This is a genomic window from Bacteroidales bacterium, assembly GCA_023229505.1.
GTDB lineage: Bacteria > Bacteroidota > Bacteroidia > Bacteroidales > JAGOPY01 > JAGOPY01.
In genome coordinates this window covers 1-21,977 of the sequence record JALNZD010000060.1, presented here as the reverse complement: position 1 = coordinate 21,977, position 21,977 = coordinate 1, and the positions used below count along the sequence as shown (strand labels likewise).

Below are 21,977 nucleotides of genomic sequence, written 5' to 3'. Positions count from 1 at the left end.
CAAGGGTTACAGTCCTTATATCTGAGGATGAAGGTGTAAAAGTTAATAGAAACCGCCTTGGTACGATTAAGTATGCCGGGTGGTGTGGGGGGACAGCGGCGTGAGCCGCTTCCTACCCGATTAAAAGAGCAATATACGATTAGAAATAATTCCCAGAAGGGGATCAACTAATCAATTTGGCTTCCAAAATCGTTACCTTCCCTTGTTACATCCCTGTTGCCTTCTTTTTGAACTATCCGGAATTTCCGGATAGTTGCTTTCGGATTCAGTTCATTGATTTTGAAGATGTTTTGAAGATGTTCATTTATGGTACGCACATCTACACTAAATAAATCGGCAATGCGCTTTTGACTCAGCCAAAAAGTTTCTTCTTTAAAAACCACTTCTACTTTTATATTACCTTCAGGGGTGGCGTAAAAAATGATTTGATTATTTTCCATTACTTGTTCCTTCCACTATCTTTATATCATCATATCCATTTTAATTTTTTATTCCGCCAGGTTGATTTGTATACTATGTTTTTAGATTCGGGCCTTTCTTGAATTAGACGTCCGAAGCATTAATTGATAAGGTATTCCAAATAATCGCGAAATCCCATAGTATAAACATTAAACTTGCCATTAAAATATGACCAATGCTTTTCTGTTATTTTATTTGGATTCCATTTTGTTTGAAATATTTTAAAGAAGAATTTATAGATAAACAATTCGCACAGTCTTTTATAACCATCTTTACCTTCGGTTTCGTCATAAATAGGATCAATCAAATGTATAATTAGGTTTTGATTATATTCTAGTGCCGTTTTAATAGAAAAATTTATGTGCTCATCTCCAAAAGAATACCCGATAATGTAGAGATTTTCGGCAGTCAGACAATCTCTATCAAATGTTGCCTGCATTTGTCTGAAAGGGGTTAATAGACTCTTTTGAGTCTTTTGATATCCAGTAATGATATTCGAAATTAAGATGCTTTTCCCTTTTTCAACTTGCACAAACGGATAATTAATTTCAAGATGTATTCCAGCTCCCAAGTTAACTTTCGGTGCTAAAGATGTTGCTCCAAACGATCTTTCAACAACCCAAAATGATGATCCATGCAAATTATAATGTACGTGACAATTAAAGTCACTTAGTATTCTTTTAACATCAGGGGCGAGATAATTTCCAGCAATTTTTATTTTATCGGTATGAAAACCTTCAAAAACCTCATTTACACCATTTTCCAAGGCAAGAATTTTAAAAATCCGATCATAATTCAAAGTGTAAATTCGATTAATCCTATTATTAAAGTCAAGATTATCATACCATTTCTTTACCAAAGCATTAGTTTCAACATTTTCGGGAGAATTTATTTTTGAATTATCTTCTAAGTGCCAAGAATAATCCGCAATTCTTGCATTTATCTCCGTTAAAATTACTCCTAATAATAGTTGGAGAAAATATTGTTCTTGTGTTTCTCCTGCGTATGCTCCATGCTGATAATGCCAGTCAACTCCTTTAGGAATTTGTATTCTTGAACCATATATAAATTCATTACCAATTAAGGAATAATTCATAATGAAATCATAAAAATTTGGATCGAAAAGAACCTTTGGAATTGAAGGAAGTTTTTTTTCTTTATCATAATAGGCATGATAGACAATAAGTTCCTCTATTGCATTTATTATAGTTTCAAAATTTATATCAGCCTCATTATAACCACTTTGAAGAAGTGTTTGATATATATATTCGGTAATGGTTGTACTATTATCAGTGCATTTAAAACCAACGGTTCTTATTAATTCTGTTAGTTCACATGTTTTTGGGCCACCCCAAGCCTGAACCGCACCTGCACCAAAAAGTAAAACATTTCTATTCATTTATTTTTCCCCTCCACAATCTTGATTTCTTCCTCCGTCAATCCGTAAAGCTGATAAACGATTTCGTTTATTCCGTTTTCGCAATAATCAATCTTGCCCTGTATTTGCTGACGTCTGCTTTCGAGGTTTACGTTTTGCATTTCTACATTCAGATGCAAAAGTTGGTCAACGAGTTTATTCAATTCAGTATCATTCTTCTTATCAATTTTTGGGACAGGGAATTGCAGAATATCCCTGATCATAATCTGAGGGAAAGTATCATCCATGCCAATCTGAAACTTCTTTCTGAAATACCATCCTATAAGAAAAGAATTAAATATTGCTAAGATGCCTTTGTATGAATAGTCAATAACTTTTAGCTTCAGAACAAAAAGAAGTGTATTGCAATAAGACGTTTCAGAAATATATGTTGCAATTAATGTCTTACCAGTAATTTTTCGAATTAATATTTTTTCGCCATCAAAAACAGAAGGTTTTCTTGGTTCCGCAAGCCAATCACCATATTTCAACCAATTATTATTTTGCCATAATAATTGATAACGGTCAATATGTTTCCCATCATAAAACGGAAGCCAATTCTCGGCAAGTTTTTTTTCTGAAGTAAATGGTTTTTCATCTCGAATTTTTTCTGTTTGTGGGGGTTTACCTTTTCCTACTTGATAAACTTTAATCCCATAGAATATCTCTGCAATATCACTCACGGCTTGCTTTTCAGATTCAAGTTTAGATAGGAGTTTCATTTCAGTATTGTCTGATTGCAGATTAAAAGCACTTTGTTCAAACCAATCTTTTGATTCTATGAAAAACTCCTTTTGAGGGTTCTCTATTGAAGAAATGGGTTGCTTTTTCCCGAAGGTCTTAACCCTAACATTGGATGGATGAAATTTATCTGTGTAACCTGCTTTTTCAGTGAGCAGAATAATTGTGTCAACAGTTGCTCCTGAAAATACATTCGAAGGTAAACCAACTATTTCCTTAATGTTGGAATTTCTTAATAATAGTTCTCTTGCTAGTTGTGTAAACCCTAAATTCAGAAGCGTATCAGGAATAATGAAACCCAATAATCCATCAGGTTGGAGAAGTCTTAAACCTTGCTCAATAAACATCAGATAACTTTCACCTCTCCATACGGCAGTTTGATAGCGGTTTTTAAAATAAATAAATTCATTTTCAGAGAATAACGCACCATATGGAGGATTGCCGATCACGATATCAAATCCTCCTTGCTTAAATACCTCCGGAAATGCCTTTTGCCAGTTAAACGGCTTGATTTTTTTCTCAAAACCAAGTTCAAATTCACCGGCATAGAAATCGGTATCAATCAAGCTATTCCCGCTTTTAATATTCTCGTCCAGCGTTGGCAAAACCCTTTCGTTAAACAGACGAAACTGTGTGGAAATGCTTGCTTCGGTTTCACCTTCCAGGCATTTGAGCAACAGACTGAGCTTGGTTACTTCAACTGCATTCACATCAATATCGACTCCGTAAATATTGTTGAGCAAAATTCTTTTCTTCTCAGATGTGGTGAGGTTGCCATCGGGAGTTAATGGATTGCCTTTGTTCCCCTTGGAAACTTTACCGTCGCCGGTGTAATAGTTTTTATGCCAGTCCAGCAAATACTGGTAAGCGCCGATAAGAAAGCTGCCGCTACCGCAAGCCGGATCCACTATTTTTAAACTGCTGATTTCATTAGGGGTCTTGCCTTCAGTGAGTTTTCCAACGGTGTTTTTTACAATATAATCAACAATATACTGGGGTGTATAATAAACTCCACCTGCTTTTCTCACTTCCGATTTTTCTTCAATCTTCGCGTGATGTGCGGGGGTTATCCGGATTACCTTTCCGAGAAACTGCTCATAAGCGCTGCCCAAAATCTCCACGGATAAAACCGAAAATTCATAAGGACATTCCGGATAATACAATTCGTTGATAATGGTTTTAATTATCTTATTATCAATCTTTAAGGCCTGGCTTATCTTATCTTTCTTAAAATCAAAAAGTCCTGAATTATATTTTTCGTCCGCCTCTCTGAATATGCTGAAAAGGTTTTGGTAATATTCGCCCTGCTTTAAGGCATTTTTCAGATTGCCGTAAGGTTCTACGCTTCTGTCCTCAGCTATTCGTAAGAAAATAATCCGGTCAATGGTTTGTTGAACGGCAAAATTGATTTCGTCTTCGTCAAGACCCTTGTTGTTCCAACTAATAGAGGTTGCCAGGTAAGTCCTCCAATTGTCAAGCGATTGCAAAAACTCTTTGTCAACCGTAGCTGTGCCTTTTTTGTGGGTGTCGCTTTGCACAAATTTGTCAAAGCTGCCTTTGAGAACGTGTTCTTTGCTGAAAGTTTCCCAGATAAAATCGAATTCTTTCAAGTAATCGCGGAAAGTCAGGTAAGTAATCCGGGCAACGGAGGCTTTGTCAGTTGGTGTCGGTTTCTTGGTGCAATCGTAAACTGCAAACTCTTCAAAATCGGTAATAATACTGATGGGCATTTTAGCGCTCCAACCGTATCTGCGAACCTGATAGGCCGGATAAATTTCATCTTTAACCTGGACGCTCGGTTTCTTCGCTTCGACAAAGAAAAGTCGTTTTCCACCAACCAATCGAAATGAATAATCAGGAGCTTTGGTCGCACCACCTACTTTTAGCTTGTCTTCGTGAATTACTTCACGGTAACTCTCCGCATACCCGTTTTCATTGTCAATATCCCAACCCAATGACTTGAAGAAAGGATCAATAAAATCCCTTCTGGTAAGCGTTTCGTTATAGTCGGAATTTTTATAGAAGTCATATTGCTCTTCAAACCGGGTAACGAGATCGGAAATTTTCTTAAATGCCGCGTCTTTGCTTATCATTTTATGATTTGTCAAATCCAAAAGGCTAATATACGAAATTCAGCTGCTTAACTATCAGATTTGTTAAAGGTGTATCCCACCCCTAACCCCTCCCATGCCAATTTATGGAAAAAATCAAGGACCTTCGCGGGAGGGGAATGCTTTATCGTGATGCCGTCATTTCTACAAATATGGAACTCCTACGGAGTTCAACTAATTACTACTGCTAATGCTAATCGCTAACCGCCGCCCGCGAACTGGGAACTGGGAACTGCGAACTGCCAACTGCGGACTGCCAACTGTCCAACTATCTACTGCCAACTCCCAACAACCTCCCCGCTCAACGGAGAAACATCCAGCTTGTTTTTTTTCCTGATCCCGTTCAGGTCGTTGGCTAACTTATTGGGATTTGCTTTTTTCAGGGCTTCGATAGTATTGAACCCCGATTTGCGTAACCAGTGGATCCACTCTCCGGGTACGCCGATGGCTTTAAAATCTTCGTCTTCATCGATGCGGACCCGTTTTTCCGGACGCATCTGCGGGAAGAAGATGACATCCTGGATGGAAGGCGCATTGGTCATAATCATTGTCAGCCGGTCGATGCCAATACCTAAGCCTGCCGTCGGTGGCATCCCGAATTCAAGTGCACGGAGGAAATCTTCATCGAGCACCATCGACTCCTGGTCGCCGCGCTTGCCCAGTTCATGCTGGTATTCGAAACGCCTTCTTTGGTCGATGGGATCGTTCAGTTCGGAGAAGGCATTACAGATCTCCTTGCTGTTGCAAATGGCTTCAAAGCGCTCAACCAGTCCCGGTTTGCTGCGGTGTTTCTTCGCCAGGGGCGACATCTCCACCGGGTAATCGGTAATAAAAGTCGGTTGGATCAGTTTAGGTTCACAAAGTTGACCGAAAATCTCATCGATGATCTTGCCTTTTCCCATCGTTGCGTCCAGTTCCACACCAAGCTCAGATGCCGTTTTCCGTAGTTCATCTTCCTCCATAGAACTGATATCAATACCGGTAAAATGATGGATCGCCTCAAACATGGAATACCTTTTCCAGGGGCGTTTGAAGTCGATAAGGTTTTCCCCGACCCGGACCTGTGAGGTCCCATGCAGATCAAACGCGATTTTCTCCACCATCTCTTCCACCAGACCCATCATCCATTCATAATCCTTAAAAGCTACGTAAAGCTCCATCATTGTGAATTCCGGGTTATGGAACCGGTCCATCCCTTCATTCCTGAAATCTTTCGAAAACTCATATACACCATCATAACCACCAACGATAAGCCTTTTCAGGTAAAGTTCATTGGCGATGCGGAGGTACAGGGTCATATCGAGCGTGTTATGGAAAGTTTTAAAGGGACGGGCAGCGGCCCCGCCATACAAAGGCTGGAGAACAGGAGTTTCCACTTCAAGGTAACCTTTATTATCAAGGAATGACCGCATAGAATTGATGAGTTTGTTCCTTTTGATAAAACCTTCACGGACTTCCGGGTTGACGATCAGGTCGACATAACGCTGGCGATACCTTTGTTCAGGATCGGTGAATGCATCGTAGACCTCACCTTCCTTTTCTTTAACGATGGGTAACGGACGAAGGGACTTCGATAAAAGCCTGTATTCCCTGACATGTATTGTAATTTCACCCATCTGGGTTAGGAAAACAAAACCTTTGACACCGATGATGTCGCCGATATCCAGTAATCTTTTAAATACCGTGTTGTACATCGTTTTATCCTCGCCGGGGCAGACATCATCGCGCTTGAAATACACCTGCATCCTGCCGGTGGAGTCCTGGATTTCAGCAAAAGAAGCAGCCCCCATGATCCTGCGGTTCATAATACGGCCGGCCAGGTTCACTTCCTGAAAAAGGTTTTGATTTTCAGGAAATTGCTTAAGAATCTCGTTGATGGTGGCATTAACTTCATATCCCCCGGCAGGATAAGGATCAATGCCCAGGTTTATCAGCTCCTGAAGTGAATTACGGCGGATAAGCTCTTGTTCTGATAGTTCCATCTGTTCTATTGATCTATTGTTCGATTGTTATTTGATCCAGGCTTTTTGTATATCCATGAATTGCCCGTTTTGCATCAACCTGATAAAGTATGCTCCATTCGGAAGCTGACCGGTGGAAATACTGATGGTTTGTATGCCGGGGGAGACTTCGTATGAAGATGAGAAAACTTTTAATCCCAATAAATTAAAAAACTCAATTATAACTGGATCAGGGTCATTAACAGTCACTTCCAACGATAATTCGGTGCTTGCCGGATTAGGATACACGGAAAGGATTCTGGAACCTATTGCTTTCGGCTTATTGTCATAAATCCCTATTGTCGCAGCGCATTGCGCAAAATACGGATTAAATCCTGTGACGGTTGGAGGATAACACGGGTCGAAAAAGAGGGTTCGGTCGGGACATATAACGCAATAAGTTGGCCAACCCTGAAAATTCTGCCCGGAAATGATGATCGTGTGAGCCGTTGTTCCGCCTCCCTGCGGTCCGGCGCATGGATTGGAAACGTTAAAATTAATTTTATACTGCTCAATCACCGAATCCGGATCAAAAAGATTGTTGGAAATACCCCAGAACTCGATATCTTCTTGTCCTGCGCCGGTATTCTGGTAAATTTCTTCGATTATGGGCGAGTAATATTGACACCAGCTGCAAGTAGTATAAAAGAGATCGATGAAAACCGTCTTACCGGAATCGAGGGTATTGTAAAGGTTTCGGGTGATCCCGTCTGTAGTGGTGATGGTGAAATCATCTGTCTGTTTGATGATCCGGTTATCAGTCATCTGAATGCTCTTGTAAGGGCAGCGGTTTTCAAAACCGGATTGGGAAAACAGGATTGGTGATGTAAAAAGTGCAATTATTAATAGTAGAAAACGGTTCATTTTGTCATCATTTTGAACCAAAGGTACGGTTAATTTTCAGCTGATGTTAAGTACAAATTAATGTAACGAAGCAGCGATGTAACGATGTAGCGAAGTAACGAAGTAATATCGAATATCGTTACGTCGTTACGTCGTTACTTCGTCATATCTCTTTTCTCATCAAATCAATATACTTTTGCAGGAGAAATCTTTATGATGATGGAAGAGGTGAAGAGAAGGCAAAAGCCCGACTGGCTGAAGATCAAGGTACCGAAAGGGAAAGAATATATTGAAGTCCGGGATGTTATTGACCGTAACAAACTGCATACTATCTGCACATCAGGACAATGCCCGAACAAGGAAGACTGCTGGGGGAGAGGCACGGCGACATTTATGATCCTGGGAAACATCTGCACCCGTTCCTGCAAATTCTGTGCTGTAGCCACCGGGCGGCCTTTACCGGCCGACTTGGCGGAGCCGGGCAGGATCGCAGAATCGGTCAGGCACATGAAACTCCGGCATTGCGTGATCACATCGGTCGACCGCGACGACCTGGAAGACGGCGGTGCAGCCATCTGGGCTGCCACTATCCGGGCAGTTAAAGAGATGAACCCTGCTGTCACCATTGAAACGCTGGTACCTGATTTCCGGGGGAGGAAGGAATACCTGCAGGTGGTCATTAATGCCCGCCCGGAAATAATTTCCCATAACCTGGAAACGGTAAAACGCCTGACCCCGCAGGTGCGGTCAGCTGCCATTTATGAAAGAAGCCTTGAAGTAATTGGTTGGGTAGTGGAATCCGGGATACGGTCGAAATCAGGTATCATGCTCGGCCTGGGCGAAACAGAAGAAGAAGTGATCCAGGTCATGGATGACCTGAGAAGGGTCGGTTGTGAAGTATTGACTATCGGTCAGTATCTGCAGCCCAGCATGAAACACCTGCCGGTGAAAGAATATATCCGGCCGGAACAATTTGAAAAGTACCGGATAATCGGCCTGGAGAAAGACTTTCGTTACGTCGAAAGCGGCCCGCTCGTCAGATCTTCGTACCATGCTGAGAAACATGTGCTATAAACAGTGAAACGGTGGAACAGTGAAACGGTGAAACGGTGAGACGGTGAAACAGTGAAACGGTGAAACAGTGGAACAGTGAAACGGTGAAACAGTGGAACAGTGAAACGGTGAAACTTGGAACTAGAAACTTAAACTTTGCCATTTGAACTTTGAACTTATCTACCAGGATCTTGGTCTCATTCCCTACCGTGAAGCGTGGGATTACCAGGAAAAGCTATACAGCGGGCTGATGGCCCGGAAGATATCCGGCGAAAAAATTTTCCCCGGCTATCTCCTTTTTTGTGAGCATCCACCCGTTTTCACCCTGGGGAAAAGCGGCTCAAAGGAGAACCTCCTGATCAACGAGCAAATGCTGGCGCAGCGCGGGATTGAGTTCTACCGAATCGACCGCGGTGGTGACATTACTTTTCACGGCCCCGGGCAGATCGTGGGATACCCGATCCTCGACCTGGAGCAGTTCAACCTGGGGATTAAATCATACATCTGGAAGCTGGAGGAGTCGGTTATATTGGTCCTGAAAGAATTTGGGCTAACAGCCGGAAGGCTTTCCGGCGCTACAGGTGTCTGGATAGATTCTGAAATATCGTCAATGGCAAGAAAGATCTGTGCTATCGGCGTGAAAGCGGGCCGGCATATAACCATGCATGGATTTGCTTTTAATGTCAATACTGATCTTTCATTCTATCAATATATCAATCCTTGTGGATTTGTGGATAAAGGGGTTACATCGATGGAAAAGGAGCTCGGAACAGCCCAGGATATGGGAAAAATTAAAGGATTGTTAAAGAGATGTTTAGAAGACACCCTGAGGGTATGCGTTAATGGACACCCTTAGGGTATAGAAAAATCAACCCTGCTACCAACGCCAGCAAAGTTACCCAAAATCCTATCCTGACGCCAACAGAATCATAAGAAAATGCTACTTCATGCTCCCCGGCCGGTACCCGGACAGCTATAAAACCCATATTCCCTGTAATAATCTCAACCGGCTGCCCATCAACGGATGCCTTCCATCCGTAATAATTGTTCTGCAACAGATTTAGCAGCACTTCACCTTTATTTATACATTTCGTATTCACTAAAACGGGAGAAAAGGCTGTGATATAAACCGTATCGTCTGAATTGGATGTAAAATTTACCTGTCTCAATGATTGATATTCATCTTCATCAAAATAAACCCTTTTTTTAATAAAGTTTTCCTCTTGTTCATGAAAAAACAATGAATCCAGCGGACTGACCCGGTCAGCCAGGTAAACCAGGGGGTTTTGCAGGATCGTTTCGAAAAGTTTGGGATGGTTGTCAGCCATTTCTTCGAATCCCTTCAAATGCAGCGGATTATATCCTTCAAAGGAAACCTGTTTATGGAAAATGTTCAGGTTACGCCAAAAGGTTTGATATACCAGTTTCCGCGAATCCCTATTATCAATAACCGGCCCTGGGCCGGGAACCGGAAATCCTTCAGGAAATTGACTGGCATGTGCATATACTTCCCTGGATTTGAACAGATGGGAATATAAAGTGTATGGCCCATTTAATCGGGTTGCTATTATCATATCTGCTCCGGCAATAAATATTAAACCTGCCAGTGCATATTTTTTAAACTGCCATTTTGTTAAAAGTATGAAAAAGAAAGTCAGAAAAATCAGCTGTACCGTTCCCTGGAAAAGAATATGCTGGATAATCAACGATTTCTCCGAAAAGATAAGAAGCTGATATTTAATGAAGTACATCATATTCAAGCCTTTCTGAAACAGGGCATAAACAACAAATCCCAGCAGCAAACCTGCCACCGCCAGCTTAATGATCCGGAGCCTTCCGGCCAGGTTTAGCGAGCCTTTTCTCCATTCGTCAAAAGCAAAACCGGCCACGATGATAAAACTCAGGATGAAAAATATCCTGAAAAGGGCAGGGAATCGGAACAGGTTCATGAATGGAACATAATCATAAAGGAATTCCCTGACCGGCAAAGCACTCCCCACTGACGCTGCAAGGCAGAATAGCCCCCAGGCCAGGAATAAGTTAACGAGTTTTGTCCTTCTGATCATCAAACCGGCGACAAAAAAGATCAGGGTCAACAAACCAAAATAGGCATTAGACATGGAAAGATCTGTGCCGTAAAAATCCATGTCACGGATGGAAGCGAAAGGAAGGATGAAGGAAACAAAGCTTTTTGGGGTGAATGCCCCGAAGAGGGCCTGCCGTAGTGTAACACCTGTTCCGCGGGTTATGGCATCCTGCAGGTGATAAACTGAAATAAGCACGACCATTCCGGAAATGATGGTAAATACTCCTGAAATACCTAGGTATTTGGTGAACCTGAATAATGCGCGGTATTCTTTCTTCCGGATATAATCAATCATGAACAGGATGAAAATAGCAGTCAGCAGGTACAGTAACAGGAAAATAAATGCCGGGTACCCGCCGGTCATGATCATGAAGAAAGCCAGCCCGAGTTTTACCGCCCCGCTGATGGACGGGACATTTTTCAAAGACAGGAATGCGCCGGTAATAAAGGGTATCCATGTCCCGCTGATGATCCACATGAAGTGCTGGGCGTTGCCGATAAAAAACCCGCTGAGCATATACGAAACACCCATGATAAAAGCCGTTTCATCGCGGTATTTCAACTGTTTCGCCAGGTAGAACATGCCCATTCCGGCCAGGAAAATATGCAGGAGAAAGTCAAAAGAAATGACATAAATATCATAGCCAAACAAGTAACCGAAAAACCAGGTTACCGGATACCAGGCAGAACTTTGCGGATCGGCATGGATTGGTGATCCGAGAAGCTGGTAAGGGTTCCACAGGGGCAAAATCCCATCCTGGAGGCATTCACCGATCAGGTACCGCCAGGGGTAAGCCTGGTCGATCATGTCATATTTCAGGGGATGGCGGAGCAGGACCAATGGCAGCATGGCCAGTACGGCTGTTATTAACAACAGCAAATAATAGAAGTATGGTTTTTTACGATCCATCGCATGTTCCAATCGAATCCTCAGGTTGCTCAGAAACCGGTGTTAAAGGTAAGCCTTTCCGTTATTTCTGCAATACGTCATGCAGAACGATATGCGATTTGAATTCCCCTGTCAGTGGCAGATGATGATGATAATAACGGAGAATTTTTTCGAGCAGTTCGCCGCGGATTGCAGAGGGAACGGTAATGGAATAAAACTTCTCCGGCGAAGTTGCCAGTAATTTGCTGAACCAGGCACAGTTTAATCCGGTTATGAAGTTTTCAGCGGGTAAAGCTTCAGCCTGTACAAATTGTCCTTCCACTAAATCGAAAACTGTATTTTCATTCAAATACCTGCCATGGGGAAAAAAGCCAAGGTTTCGGGTCAGATGGATGGCAAATAAAAGATGAAAGCTGGCAGGGTTTTCCGCTGTCTCGTCAAGCAGGATCAAATGATCGAAAATGAAATGGAATAACTCAGGATTTACCGCTTCCTCCCGGATTGATTTATATAATAATTCATTCAGAAAGAGGAGGATGGAAGATTTGCGGATATCTGAAAAAATGGTGTGGTATTGATAGGCCACACGAGCTTCGCGGATATGTTGAAGATCGGTCTTTTCTTTCTGGCTGACGACCAGCTCCAGCAGAGTGAGTGGCTGAAAGAGGCTTGCTTTGATCTTTGCTTTTGGCCCGCGTGCTCCTTTGATGATATAGGTACGAAGGCCCATTTCTTCGGTCAGGATCCTGACAACCAGGCTTGAATCTGAGTATTTTGTCTGACGGAAAACAATTCCGCGTGTTAAGAGGTACATCAGAGAAAATTGAAAATAGAAACTTGAAACTTGGAATCGCTGACCGCCGACCGCGAACTGCGAACTGCGAACTGCGAACTAATTCACAAACAAGATCTTAGTCACCAACTTCTGACTGCCATCATTGTTCGTGATGAATACGAGGTAAACGCCGGTATTAGCCCTGCGGCCATCAAAACTGTACCCGTTCCAGATGGCTTGCCCCCCTTCAGCGATGGTTTCATAAATTAGCGAGCCCCTGATATCGGTGATTTTCACACTGGCATCCCTGACCAGACCTTTAATAGCGATAGGACCGGTATATCCCGGCCTGACAGGGTTTGGATATGCATAAACATTATCGTATATAGTATCTCCGTTAGTGGCTGTTCCTTTATAGGATATCAGACCCTTTGCTGTCCCGATAAACACTTCGCCGGTTTTTCCATTGATGGTGAGGCTGGTGATGTTATTCGAAAACAACGGGCTGTTTTCTTCTGTAAAATGCTGGATTTGCTGCGTTCCATCGGCGGAAAGAAGGAAAACACCGGCCCTTTCCGTGCCGAACCATTTCCTGTTAGCCCCATCCACTGCAATGGCTTTAACTATTTCTGTTTCAAGAAGATATTGGACATATCCGTCAATGTTGACCAGAATCTGCTGGGCATCGGCGTTTTCACCGGTAAAGATATTCTGCGGCGAATAAAAGACGGCAACACCCTCATCGGTACCGACCCAGATCTCCCCTTCACGATCTTCGGCAATAGCATAGACGCTCGTCCCCGGCAGGTTGCCAAAGCCCGCCCCGGATTTCAGGCCGCGTACCTGGTTGCCGGGGTCGTTCTTCTCATTATAAACAATGATATAATTGGAATTCGATTGGGTAGTCCGCGGGAGAATCCATTTCTGACCATAGGAGTCAACAATGATCTTCCGGACATCAATACCGGTTGTGCTTGATCCCAGGTTGTAAGCTTCCCAGGTTCCACCGCCGTTGCCATCAGGTCTTCTTACGGAAAGGATCTGTTCTGCCCCGGAATTGGTTATCCACATATTATTATCGCTGTCAAAAGCCATTCCTCCTACCTTCACAGTCGGGTATCCCTCTATCATGTTCGGTACGAGGGAACTGTTGTCGGAATTATAAATCTGTGTAAAGGCGTTATCTTTAAATTCTGCCATCCCGCGGTTCCAGGATCCCGCAAAAACGTGATCACTGTTAAGAGGATCTACTGCCACTGCCACCAAATCGCGCAAAGTATCCAGGCCTGGTGAATTTTGGTTATCATACGTTTTCCAGTTTTCATCGATCAGAGAGAACATTCTTGCGGTTCTCCAGGTATTGTTCCAGGTTGCGGTCAATCCGCCGGGGACCACATACAACTTGCCATCCCTGGAAGCCATTTCAAAAATATCCGCCGTAGGGGCGCCACTTGGCTTGATAAACTGCCGTTCATACCCATCTGCCCATGATTTGACGAGACCCTTGTTCCGGTCCGCAATCCAATAATTTCCATCAGTTCCGATCAGTGCATCTGACGGTGCAGGGCTTATTTCTCCATAAGTATATATTTTCAGGTCTTCGGTAAGATCAGTATTATAGGATTTTAAAAAGTAGCTGTAAGATACGACCAATTTATCCCCGCTGCTACGTAAACTGTAAGTCCGGTCAGTGTTTGCTGTTTCCAGGTCCCTCCATTGCCCGTTTTCCAAAACATATAACCCATCTTCATTAATATCGGGGTCAGTGTGGTTAATCAATAATCTTCCATTATAATTATAGACCAGGTTATAAAATCCATCCTCGAACGGGATCCCTGGCATCTTTTTCCAATTGGCATAATAAGCCAGGTTAGGATCATTGATATCTGCATAATAAATTCCGTTTTCCGTTGCAGCAAAGAAGGCTGTATCATTGTAAGTCATAGCCAGGACATTAATGCTGCCCCCGTCAGGACCTATAAAGTATGTGTCTTTAACTTCCTTCTTCTCCAGATTAAGCACGACGATTCCGAAACCGCATGATAAATAGGCAAATTTGCCGTAATTCATGATGCTGTTTATGGTTTTATTGCCCAGTATCTCTTTACGCTTGATATCAGGAATATTGATGATCGTAAGGTCCTCAAGGATCAGGTCAACATTTGTATTGGAATAAGACACAACAAGGATTTCCTGATCGGTGTTCAGAGCTATATCACTGACACCCAGATCAGAAAGCCCGTTGACCTTGCTGAGCCGCTGAATGCTGTTATCATCCCGATCGAAAAAAAACATACTGAATGGGGTCGAGCAGTAAATACCAGAATTAAATTCTTCGACATTAGTGGCATAATCATAAGGCAGATGGTCTCTCCATTGTCCGATGCCGACTTCCTGTGAGAAAGAAGGATTTTGAAATAACAGAATCATCGAACATAAAAAACCGGGTAAAAGGAATTTCATAGAATTAGTATTGATAGGTAGAAAGATAACTGATTTATAACGGATTTATTTTGTTTCAAAGGTAGATATTTTCAAGATTAGACATCCTCAGGCGGATTTTCCGGCGATCTCATGCTTGCAGTTATTTCCGGACTGTCAACTTTCCAATTTTTACCGGTGATAATTCTGATGCTTTTCGGGATAATCTGAAAAGAAAAAGGAGAGTGACCGAGAGATTCGCCATCGGTTTCCAGGTGCGACGGATCGCCCGTGGAAGAAAAAATGGAAACGGTTTTTCCCCGATGGGTCTGGACAAAAGGCAGATTGGTGAAAGTCCCGCAGTATAATTTTTTTATATGCTTTATAACGGTCATTTTACTGACGTTTTTGAAGATGGTCATATCGAACAGTCCGTCGTCAGGAATAGCGAACGGCAGTTGCATCATTCCCCCGCCGTTATATTTGCAGATCCCCACACTCATGCTGAAAACTTTGCCTTTATAAACGCTTTCACCATCCACCTCGATTTCGAGATAAGCATGATGATAACTGAAAAGACCTTTGAGCAGGTTCACCAGGTATGACATCATGCCGCCCCCGCCTTTCTCTTTCGTCCTGTTAGTCATCTTTGTGACCAGCGCGTCATATCCCAGGCCGGCGATATTTACAAAATACCGCGTAATTTCATGCGGGCCATCATAATACTTTACCATTCCGGTATCCTGGATGAACAGGTGCTGTTTTTTCAGGATTTCTACGGCTTTCGTATACTTCTCCTTTAAATTATACATCCTGCCCCAGTCATTACCTGTACCGACCATAATCATGCCTACTATGACATCAGTCGTATTAATTTCATCCTGGCGGAAAATTCCGTTCATTACCTCATTCAGGGTACCATCGCCACCCACGGCGATGATTTTTCTGAAGCCTTTCCGGACGTAATTTTCGGTGAGGGCTATGGCATGATCCCGGTGTGTGGTGAACTCGTGTGTAAATATGAATCCTGCTTCAGTAAGCAGTGCGGATATCTCCGGCCAGTCTTTTTCCCCTTTCCTTTTACCGGCGTTAGGGTTGACAATCACCAACCATTGATTTTTAAAAGATTCTTCCTGTTTCATAATAGGCAGAAGCAAAAGGGTCAAACGATATCAATGAATTTTTTAGCAAAAAGATAAAAAGAGGTGAAAAAAGCGATAGGAGTCACACCTGCCTGGGATTCCAGCGTGTCTTCGGTCAACATCGAAAGTATTATGATGATGAAAAATGACAGGTAGTAGTAATCATGAAATTTTCCCAGCCTGGCTGCCGGATAGATCAGGCTGAAAATAAACCAGGCCAGGCCGAAAATGCCAAAAGTGGCAAAGATCGCCAGGAACTGGTTATGTGAACGCCAGCGGTATTCTTTATCCAGCAGGCTGCCCGTCTTTTTATATTCTTCCTGGAATGCAGTTCCCAGGTCGCCGGTTCCCACACCGGTGAGCCAGTTTTCTTTAATAATGGCCCGTGAAGTATTCCAGAATTCAAAGCGCTGCATTACCGAATGGCCGCTAGGATTGTGAGTGGCCCAGTATTGCTGATATTCCCAGAAGATTTTATAGATCCTGACATAAAGAGTAGATTTTTCAACATAAACAATACTGGCGATCCCGTCTTCGACCATGGCAACCTCCTGATCAGTCAGTTTGCTGACCCCTTCAGCGTCTTTGCGGTAGCCTTTGGAAGTGAGAAAGCGGATGAGTGTATATTTGATTTCCTGGCTGGCTTTATCTTTTCCATCGAAATCATACCTGCTCCGGAGGTTCCAGGCCTGCCGCAGTTCATCAGTGGCAACATAAAGCCAGACATAACCACCGTTTTCAAACTGGGTATTTGACAGGTCATGCCAATAAGGATTTCCCAATTTGGTCACCTTCTCAAGCGATTTGAAATCCACAGGATCAACATGGTTCACCTCCCGCCCGATATTACGGGTATAAAGCCAGGCAAGGAGGAAAATGATCAGGACACCGGCAATAGTTGTGATTTTCAGGATTAGTCCCTGTTTGTTCAGGGCCATGTAAAAAGTCAGTATGGCCAGGGTTATAAAGAAAATCAACAAGCCTGTCATAAAAGCTGAAATAAAAAGAAATGCCAGCAGCCAAAGGGCTACTACGGCCATGACCGCCTTGGGCCATCTGGGAATATCGCTTTTTTTGAGAACCAGGTAAGCCAGGATAAAAATTGCCATATCGATTAATAAACTGAAACGGATATGGTGGATATATATGGAAATAGTCCTGCTGTCAGTTATTTCATTGGTCATGAAATAATAAGTGCTGATCAGTGTTCCGGTAAAAACGCCTGCTGTAAAAAGATACATGAGAAACCTGAAACTCTTGCGATCAAGCAGGCATGTCGTCGACAGGATTAAGGGCATCAGCAAGATGGGCAGCTTAATACGAAGGTCACGAAAGGCATAATTGAAATCAGTTGTGAAAAACAGTCCGATCAGGTGGAAAAGGAAAATGGAGGAAAATACCCAGGCCGGAGAATTTTCACGATGGAAGAACTCCTTGAATTTACGGCCCAGCGCTTTGAATATCCAGGTTAACCCCACCGGGATCAACAGGGAAATGCTCACAAGGATTTTATGTTTTCTGAAGTAATCATCAACCTCTTGTTTCCTGATCCCATCGAGGATAAAAACCCCGGCAAGGCCGAATTGAGCAACACTCATGAAAAAATTGGAAAAGGAAAGTGCTATTAACATCATGCCAAGTGCCACATAGTAGAGCCAGAGGATGATCTTTTTAGCTTCCATTGAATAGGTTTCCCTTTGAATTTTGAGCTAAGGTAATAAGTATTTTCAATGATCAGTATGGTCCAGGGCGCTTACCGTTTCCAAAATGAAGGTGTGATCAGGATGAGAACGGTGAATAATTCGAGACGACCCAGCAGCATCAGGAATGAAAGTAACCATTTACCGGTTGCCGGGATGAAAGCATAATTTCCAACAGGACCAACATTTCCGAGCCCCGGGCCTATGTTACCAAGAGCAGAAATGCTGGCTCCAATAGCCGTTTCGAAGTCGAGGCCAAGAAACGACAGAAACATGGCCCCGAAGATAAAGATCAGGATGTAGAGCTGGAAAAAAGCCATCACTTTATAAATAATCTCCTGCGGGACAGCTTCATGATTCATCCTGACCGGGATAACACCCTGAGGATGTATCGCTCGTTTCAATTCTTTTCCAACATTTTTAAAAAGCAGTAACTGGCGGACTACTTTGATCCCGCCACCTGTCGAACCGGCCATACCTCCGATGAACATCAGTAAAAAAATAAAGAACCATAGTGCCCCTGGCCATACTAAATAATCAGAAGTGAAATAGCCGGTTGTCGTGACAATGGAAACCACCTGGAATAAAGCATCCCTGAAGGCTTTTTCCCAACCCATGCCGGTTTTCCATACTAAAAACATAGTAATGACAAGGCTTACTCCCCCCAGGATATAAAGGTATTTCCTGAATTCTTCATTGCGCCATATTTGTTTTAATTTTCCGTGTAATGCCAGGTAATGCAGGGTAAAATTTGTTCCGGCCAGGATCATAAAAATGACGATAATATATTGGATATAGCTAGAATACCCTCCGAGACTGGTATTTTTCGTGGAAAAACCGCCTGTGGCCATCGATCCGAATGAATGACACAAGCTGTCGAGCAGGGTCATGCCTCCCAGCATTAACAAACCTGTTTCCACGAGGGTCAGCACAACGTAGATACCCCATAAGATCTTAGCTGTTTCAGTTATGCGCGGATGCAACTTGTCCTTCGTGACCCCCGGCATTTCAGCAGAATATAGCTGCATTCCCCCAATACCAAGGAAAGGAAATACTGCGACAGATAAAACGATAATACCCATTCCGCCTATCCAGTGGGTCATGCTGCGCCAGAAGAGAATTCCCCGCGGAAGGATTTCCACATCGGTCAGGATAGATGCTCCCGTGGTAGTAAAGCCCGACATGGTTTCAAAGAAAGCATCTGTAAACGAAGGAATAGTGCCACTGATAATGAAAGGCAGGGTCCCAAACAAGCTGATAGTTACCCAGGTCAGGCTGACTACCAGGAAGCCTTCCCGCTTGTTGATCGTATCCTTGCTTTTCCTGCGGGTAAAATACCAGATAACCCCTCCGCTGCCGGAAGTGATAAGAAAAGATAACAGAAGCGTAAAGGCAGGTTCCTCATGGTAATATAAAGAGAAAGGCAGGCCGGACAACATAAAAATCCCCTCAACTACCAGAAAAAATCCAATAAGATTGATAATCTGTTTTAGGTCAATTTCTGCTTTACCAATCATGAAATATTAATGAGTAATATGGACAATATTAATCAAAATCAGCTTTCATGGAACAATTCATCGACGGCATGGACAGCTTCCGGCAGTGCGAAGACCACGACCTTATCACCTTCCTGGATCTGGAAATCACCAACGGCTATAAAACTGTCCGGTCCACGCACAATCCCGCCGATGATGGCCCCTTTGGGGAATTTTAATTTTCGGATTGGCGCTTTGGTCACCGGTGAATGGGGCTTGGTAACCAGTTCCAGGACTTCCGCATTAATAGCGCTGAGGCATTTGATGGAAGTCACTTCTGAATTCATCGTAAACCGGATGATATTGCTGGCCGTACTGAGTTTTTTACATACGATCGTATCTATCCCGATGTTTTGGGAGATGTCGATATAATCTATATTTTCGACAAGCGCGATGGTACGGGGCACCCCAAATTTTTTCGCATGCAGGCAGGCAAGGATATTGGTTTCCGAGTTGTCAGTCAGCGCCACGAAGGCATCCATCCCTGAAATATCTTCATCTTCAAGTAATTGGATGTCACGGGCATCACCATGGATCACCAGGCAGTTATCCAGCATGTTAGCTAGTTGTATCGCCCGTTCCTTATCTTTCTCGATCAGCTTGATATTCATGGATTGTTCCAATCGTCTGGCCACAGTACGACCCACTCTTCCTCCGCCTAATATCATCAGGTTATGGATAGTGATCCTGGATTTTCCGCTCAGTTTGAGCAGATCACTGATCCCTTGCGGTTTAGTGATCACATACGCGAGGTCATTTTCAAGGAACATATCGTTTCCTTTGGGTATGAGCGTTTTCCGGTTCCGGTGGATGGCCACGGTCCTGAAATGCAGGTGAACATACTCTTTTGCGAGCTGGTCGAGGGTTTTATTCAGTACAGGGGCATTTTTTTCCAACCGAACAAGAAAGAGTGAGAGCTTTCCTTCAGAAAAATCAAAGGTTTCAGTGGCAGCCGTTTGTTTCAGAAGGTCCACCACTTCAGTGGCCGCGATATCTTCAGGACAGACCAGGTGATCGACACCCAGTTCCTGGAACATTTTACGGTTCTCATCCGAAAGGTACTCAAGGGTATTTATCCGCGCAATGGTCTTAATTGCCCCGATCTTTTTACCAAGTGCGGCGGTTAAGATATTGATCCGTTCTTCGTGCAGTCCGGAAATAAGCAAATCGGCCTTTTTCACATCTGCCCTTTTCAGCACCGAAATCAGGGTGGAATCACCAACGGTTGCCAGGATGTCGCTATGCGATTCTATCGATTTGACCAATTCCTCTGTTGGAACGATCATCGTGATTTGGTGGTCTTCTTTGGATAATTCCTGTGCCAGATAAAGGCCGACTTCACCGTCCCCGGCTATGATAATCCTCATCTTACAAACGATTTAAAAATTAGGCGCAAAGATAGTGAATTACAGCGGGCATTTTTATAATTTTGCAACCCGGGAAATCATCCCCGTTAAAAAAAATCATTCTATGAAAACATTTAAAGACTATAATTTTAATGGGAAAAGAGCCCTGATCAGGGTTGATTTTAATGTCCCTCTCGATGAAAATTACCATATCACCGATACTTCCCGCATAGATGCGGCAATTCCTACTATTAAAAAGATTTTGAAAGATGGCGGCTCGGCGATCCTGATGTCGCACCTGGGAAGGCCCAAGGAAGGCCCGACGGATAAATATTCCCTGAAACACCTGCTTCCTTATCTGAAAGATAAGCTTGGCGTTCCTGTGAAGTTTGCTGACGATTGTATCGGTGAGCAGGCCATGAAATTGGCTGCCGGTTTAAAAAGCATGGAGGTATTGCTTCTCGAAAATCTCCGGTTTTACAAGCAGGAAGAAAAAGGGGATGAAGAGTTTGCCGGAAAGCTGGCCCGGCTCGGGGATGTTTACGTCAACGATGCCTTCGGAACCGCCCACCGTGCGCACGCTTCCACCGCCATCATCGCAAAGTTCTTCCCCGAAAACAAGATGTTCGGCTATATCATGGAAGATGAAGTGAAGAACATCGACCGGGTGCTGAAAAACACCGAACGACCCTTTACTGCCATCCTAGGCGGGGCAAAAGTCTCAGGAAAGATCGAGATCATCAACAACCTGATCGATAAGGTGGATAACCTGCTGATCGGTGGCGGGATGATGTTCACTTTCATCAAGGCGCTAGGCGGAGAAATCGGAAGCTCGCTAGTTGAAGACGATCTGCTGCAGTTAGCCCGTGAAACCAGCGATAAAGCTGAAGCCAACAATGTAAAGATCTATATTCCCCAGGATGCCATCATTGCCAGCGCCTTAACCATCGATGCCGACTGGAAAGAAAGCGGCTCTACGAATATTCCCGATGGCTGGATGGGGCTCGACATAGGGTCGAAGGCAATCCAGGCTTACCGCGAAGTGATCCTCAACTCCAAAACGATTCTCTGGAACGGTCCCATGGGCGTATTTGAGATGTCAAATTTCGAAGCAGGGACCAAAGCCATCGCGGAAGCCGTGGCCGAGGCTACCCAAAACGGCGCTTTCTCACTTATCGGCGGCGGTGATTCCGTGGCAGCCATCAATAAATATCACCTGAAAGAAAAGGTCAGCTATGTTTCCACCGGTGGCGGCGCGATGCTCGAATATATCGAGGGGAAGGAACTGCCGGGGGTGGCAGCGATTAAAGGTCATTAAGTGGTCATTAAGTGGTCATTAAGTAGTCATTAGTCCCTAAATATAGAACAATATAGTCCGTACAAAGAATAACTTACTAAATTTAAGCGTTGCCCCGTGCAGTGTAGACCGTTCAACTTATGATACTTTGATATCAATCAT

15 protein-coding genes are annotated in these 21,977 nt (G+C 43.5%); 3 read left to right on the top strand and 12 right to left on the bottom strand.

The window, feature by feature from the left end; genetic code table 11:
• Nucleotides 1-167: 167 nt before the first annotated feature.
• The 5 genes from M0Q51_15815 to M0Q51_15795 all read right to left on the bottom strand — a co-directional run bounded on the left by M0Q51_15815 (nt 168) and on the right by M0Q51_15795 (nt 7,592).
• A complete protein-coding gene (locus M0Q51_15815; protein MCK9401445.1) occupies nt 168-440 on the bottom strand; it encodes a hypothetical protein in 273 nt (90 codons plus the stop codon).
• 119 nt (nt 441-559) lie between these two features.
• A complete protein-coding gene (locus tag M0Q51_15810) occupies nt 560-1,858 on the bottom strand; it encodes an SIR2 family protein (protein MCK9401444.1) in 1,299 nt (432 codons plus the stop codon).
• On the bottom strand, nt 1,855-4,710 hold the full coding sequence (locus M0Q51_15805; GenBank protein MCK9401443.1) for an N-6 DNA methylase: 2,856 nt from the start codon (nt 4,708-4,710) through the stop codon (nt 1,855-1,857). The genes M0Q51_15810 and M0Q51_15805 overlap by 4 nt, the downstream gene beginning before the upstream one ends.
• Before the next feature lie 290 nt (nt 4,711-5,000).
• Nucleotides 5,001-6,719 carry a lysine--tRNA ligase gene (gene lysS / locus M0Q51_15800; GenBank protein MCK9401442.1) on the bottom strand — a complete coding sequence of 573 codons (1,719 nt, stop codon included), beginning with the start codon at nt 6,717-6,719 and terminating at the stop codon, nt 5,001-5,003.
• A gap of 18 nt (nt 6,720-6,737) precedes the next feature.
• Complete coding sequence (locus M0Q51_15795; GenBank protein ID MCK9401441.1) at nt 6,738-7,592, bottom strand: T9SS type A sorting domain-containing protein; 855 nt, start codon at nt 7,590-7,592, stop codon at nt 6,738-6,740.
• 198 nt (nt 7,593-7,790) lie between these two features.
• Here M0Q51_15795 and lipA point away from each other — a divergent pair, with 198 nt between their 5' ends.
• A complete protein-coding gene (lipA, locus tag M0Q51_15790; protein ID MCK9401440.1) occupies nt 7,791-8,645 on the top strand; it encodes a lipoyl synthase in 855 nt (284 codons plus the stop codon).
• Nucleotides 8,646-8,787: 142 nt separating this feature from the next.
• Entirely contained in the window at nt 8,788-9,480 is a 693-nt protein-coding gene (gene lipB / locus M0Q51_15785) for a lipoyl(octanoyl) transferase LipB (GenBank protein MCK9401439.1), read from the top strand.
• Here lipB and M0Q51_15780 read toward each other — a convergent pair.
• From M0Q51_15780 to trkA, 7 genes are all read right to left on the bottom strand, one after another.
• The gene (locus tag M0Q51_15780) at nt 9,464-11,620 is read right to left on the bottom strand and encodes a YfhO family protein (protein MCK9401438.1); all 2,157 of its coding nucleotides are present in this window, start codon (nt 11,618-11,620) and stop codon (nt 9,464-9,466) included. The two genes, lipB and M0Q51_15780, sit on opposite strands and share 17 nt — an antisense overlap.
• 61 nt (nt 11,621-11,681) lie before the next feature.
• Complete coding sequence (recO, locus tag M0Q51_15775) at nt 11,682-12,413, bottom strand: DNA repair protein RecO (GenBank protein MCK9401437.1); 732 nt, start codon at nt 12,411-12,413, stop codon at nt 11,682-11,684.
• A gap of 78 nt (nt 12,414-12,491) precedes the next feature.
• Nucleotides 12,492-14,837 carry a hypothetical protein gene (locus tag M0Q51_15770; protein MCK9401436.1) on the bottom strand — a complete coding sequence of 782 codons (2,346 nt, stop codon included), beginning with the start codon at nt 14,835-14,837 and terminating at the stop codon, nt 12,492-12,494.
• Between the two features lie 77 nt (nt 14,838-14,914).
• Entirely contained in the window at nt 14,915-15,937 is a 1,023-nt protein-coding gene (locus tag M0Q51_15765) for a diacylglycerol kinase family lipid kinase (protein MCK9401435.1), read from the bottom strand.
• Between the two features lie 20 nt (nt 15,938-15,957).
• Entirely contained in the window at nt 15,958-17,619 is a 1,662-nt protein-coding gene (locus tag M0Q51_15760) for an O-antigen ligase family protein (protein ID MCK9401434.1), read from the bottom strand.
• A 71-nt stretch (nt 17,620-17,690) separates the two neighbouring features.
• Nucleotides 17,691-19,154 carry a TrkH family potassium uptake protein gene (locus M0Q51_15755; GenBank protein MCK9401433.1) on the bottom strand — a complete coding sequence of 488 codons (1,464 nt, stop codon included), beginning with the start codon at nt 19,152-19,154 and terminating at the stop codon, nt 17,691-17,693.
• Nucleotides 19,155-19,192: 38 nt separating this feature from the next.
• Nucleotides 19,193-20,539, bottom strand: coding sequence for a Trk system potassium transporter TrkA (gene trkA / locus M0Q51_15750; GenBank protein MCK9401432.1), 1,347 nt, complete (start codon nt 20,537-20,539; stop codon nt 19,193-19,195).
• Nucleotides 20,540-20,642: 103 nt separating this feature from the next.
• Here trkA and M0Q51_15745 point away from each other — a divergent pair, with 103 nt between their 5' ends.
• Nucleotides 20,643-21,836 carry a phosphoglycerate kinase gene (locus M0Q51_15745; GenBank protein MCK9401431.1) on the top strand — a complete coding sequence of 398 codons (1,194 nt, stop codon included), beginning with the start codon at nt 20,643-20,645 and terminating at the stop codon, nt 21,834-21,836.
• Nucleotides 21,837-21,977 lie beyond the last annotated feature (141 nt).